Annotated in this window: 4 protein-coding genes; all 4 read right to left on the reverse strand. The window is 48.2% G+C overall.

Annotated elements, in window-relative coordinates; all coding sequences use genetic code 11:
• Positions 1 to 423 (reverse strand): AIR synthase related protein (locus E2K52_RS15240; protein WP_264765948.1); only part of this gene is annotated, 423 nt, incomplete at its 3' end.
• An 18-nt stretch (positions 424 to 441) separates the two neighbouring features.
• Positions 442 to 891: a transcription antitermination factor NusB gene (gene nusB, locus E2K52_RS14180; protein ID WP_151205652.1), complete on the reverse strand. Its 450-nt coding sequence runs from the start codon at positions 889 to 891 to the stop codon at positions 442 to 444.
• 4 nt (positions 892 to 895) lie between these two features.
• Positions 896 to 1,366 (reverse strand): 6,7-dimethyl-8-ribityllumazine synthase, encoded by a 471-nt coding sequence (gene ribE, locus E2K52_RS14185; protein ID WP_151205653.1) that lies wholly within the window; start codon positions 1,364 to 1,366, stop codon positions 896 to 898.
• Positions 1,367 to 1,384: 18 nt separating this feature from the next.
• On the reverse strand, positions 1,385 to 2,236 hold an 852-nt coding region (locus E2K52_RS14190), incomplete at its 5' end, for a 3,4-dihydroxy-2-butanone-4-phosphate synthase (protein WP_151205654.1).

Genomic DNA, 2,236 nt, shown 5'->3' on the forward strand with positions numbered 1-2,236 from the left:
GATAAACTCCATTAAGGCTTCAGAATAATCAGTGGTGATATGTGGATGAGTCAGGGCTGAACCTAGGGCACGAGGATGCGGCGCTTGGGACAAGAAACCGTTGCTTTGCATACGCAAGCTTTCACTAAAGGCTTTGAGCCAGGCATGATCAATTTGGGGTAGGCTCAAGGCCAGCAAAATACTGTGCGGAGTGGCACCCATGGCAGCAATATCGGACAGATTAACAGCAACCGATTTCCAGCCAATCGCATGCGGGTCAGTCTCTAGGGGGAAATGTCGTCCAGCCACTGAAGTGTCGGTACAGATCACCAGTTGTTGCTGTGGAGGAGGGGTGAGCACGGCTGAGTCGTCACCGACGCCTAAATCGACAGAATTGAGATTCCGCCGATTAAAATAGCTATCAATAATCGAGAACTCAGCCATACAACAATGCGACTTAAACTAGTGGGCTTGCTGTTTTTCTGCTGTACGTAGCGTCGTGGCTAAACGGTCCAATACACCATTGATGTATTTATGGCTGTCTGCACCGCCAAAATGTTTAGCCAGTTCGATTGCTTCGTCCAAAACCACACGATACGGAATTTCCAGGTGTTCTTTCAATTCGTAGGCGCCCAAACGCAGTGTAGCCAGCTCAACGCCGTCCAGTACGGTAATTTCACGATCCAGTACCGGAATTAAGAGCGCATCCAGTGCTTCATGATTGGCAACCACTTGAGTCAACAATTCATGATAATAGCTCAGATCCACTTTATGCATGGCATTTTCCACACGCGTACGTGCTTCAATCTCATGCACCGGATTGTGGCTCATCTGCCATTCATAAATTCCTTGCACAGCAAAACGACGTGCTTTACGTTTTGCTGCATAAGTTGCTTGAAGTGTTTGCGACATAGCGTTAGATAGCCTTTAACAAGTTAACCATTTCAATCGCAGTTAAAGCAGCTTCACTGCCTTTATTTCCTGCTTTTGTACCCGAGCGTTCAATCGCTTGTTCGATACTGTCCGTAGTGAGTACACCGTTAATGACCGGTAAGCCAGTGTCCAGGCCAACCACGCCCAAACCTTTGGCACATTCACCCGCCACAAAATCGAAATGAGGGGTGCTACCACGAATCACTGCGCCAAGTGCAATGATGGCATCGAAACGTTCCGAAACAGCCAGTTTTTTTGCAACTACCGGCAGTTCCCAGGCACCCGGTGCATGAACAACCGTAATATTATCCTCTGATACGCCATGACGTTTCAACGTATCAATAGCACCTTCTAACAGATGTTCAACAACAAAGCTATTAAAACGACCAACTAAAATCGCGAAACGGCCTTCGCTCGCGAGATGCAACATACCTTCAATACGGCGAATAGCCATAGGAACCTCGATTATTTCTTAAGATGTTTGTTGTGCAGTGATGTATTCCACCACTTCTAAGTTAAAGCCGGACAGGGCATTGAAACGTAATGGAGAGCTGAGCAGCTTCATTTTTTCCACGCCCAGATCACGTAAAATTTGTGCACCCACCCCAATGGTTTGATATTGCTGAGACAGTGCAGCATTGGATTTGACATTTTTCGGTGCTTTCAGGGTCTCTAAAGCCGGGCCTAAGTCCTGTAAATGGCGCTGGCCGATCCAGACCAGTACACCACGGTCGCTGGTAGAAATCTCTTTGAGTGCTCGGTCCAGGTTCCAGGTGCTTTCACTGTCCGGTTTTTTGACTTTTAAAAGATCTCGGGTTGGGTTAAAACCATGTACGCGTACCGTCGTGACACCTTGTTTAGGCTCGCCTTTTACTAAGGCTAAATGAATATCCGGATTGCCGAGCTCACGGTAACGATACAAGTCAAAGCTGCCATATTCAGTCTCGATGGCTTGGTGATCAATACGCTCAACCGTCTGCTCATTGGTCATACGGTAATGAATCAGGTCGGCAATGGTGCCAATTTTCAGACCATGCTTTTCGGCAAATACTTCCAGATCTGGACGGCGCGCCATGGTGCCATCTTCTTTAATAATTTCACAAATTACCGATGCGGGTTCCAGACCGGCAAGGCGGGCCAGATCACATCCTGCTTCGGTATGACCTGCGCGGTGCAATACCCCACCTGGCTGTGCCATTAAAGGGAAAATATGGCCGGGCTGTACAATATCTGTTGGCTTGGCATGTGCCGCCACCGCAGTCTGAATCGTGTGAGCACGTTCAGCGGCTGAAATGCCCGTGGTAATTCCTTCTGCTGCTTCAAT

Source organism: Acinetobacter sp. RF14B (assembly GCF_006864105.1).
Lineage (GTDB): Bacteria > Pseudomonadota > Gammaproteobacteria > Pseudomonadales > Moraxellaceae > Acinetobacter > Acinetobacter lwoffii_C.